We start from the raw sequence: 289 nt of genomic DNA, 5'->3' as shown, positions 1-289 counted from the left end.
CGGTTTGTCACCGGCAGTCTCATTAGAGTGCCCTTTCGTAGCAACTAATGACAAGGGTTGCGCTCGTTGCGGGACTTAACCCAACATCTCACGACACGAGCTGACGACAGCCATGCAGCACCTGTGTGAAGGTTCCCTTTCGGGCACTCCCCAATCTCTCGGGGATTCCTTCCATGTCAAGGGTAGGTAAGGTTTTTCGCGTTGCATCGAATTAATCCACATCATCCACCGCTTGTGCGGGTCCCCGTCAATTCCTTTGAGTTTTAATCTTGCGACCGTACTCCCCAGG

Annotated in this window: 1 rRNA gene; it reads right to left on the bottom strand. The window is 52.9% G+C overall.

Features of this window, described 5'->3' with window-relative positions:
- A 16S ribosomal RNA gene (locus GTP77_RS29980) occupies nucleotides 1-289 on the bottom strand; the annotation flags it as partial.

This window comes from Pseudoduganella aquatica (assembly GCF_009857595.1).
In the GTDB taxonomy this organism is placed as follows: domain Bacteria; phylum Pseudomonadota; class Gammaproteobacteria; order Burkholderiales; family Burkholderiaceae_D; genus Rugamonas; species Rugamonas aquatica_A.
Note: the sequence above shows the minus strand (reverse complement) of the source record. Positions and strands in the feature narration are given on the sequence as shown.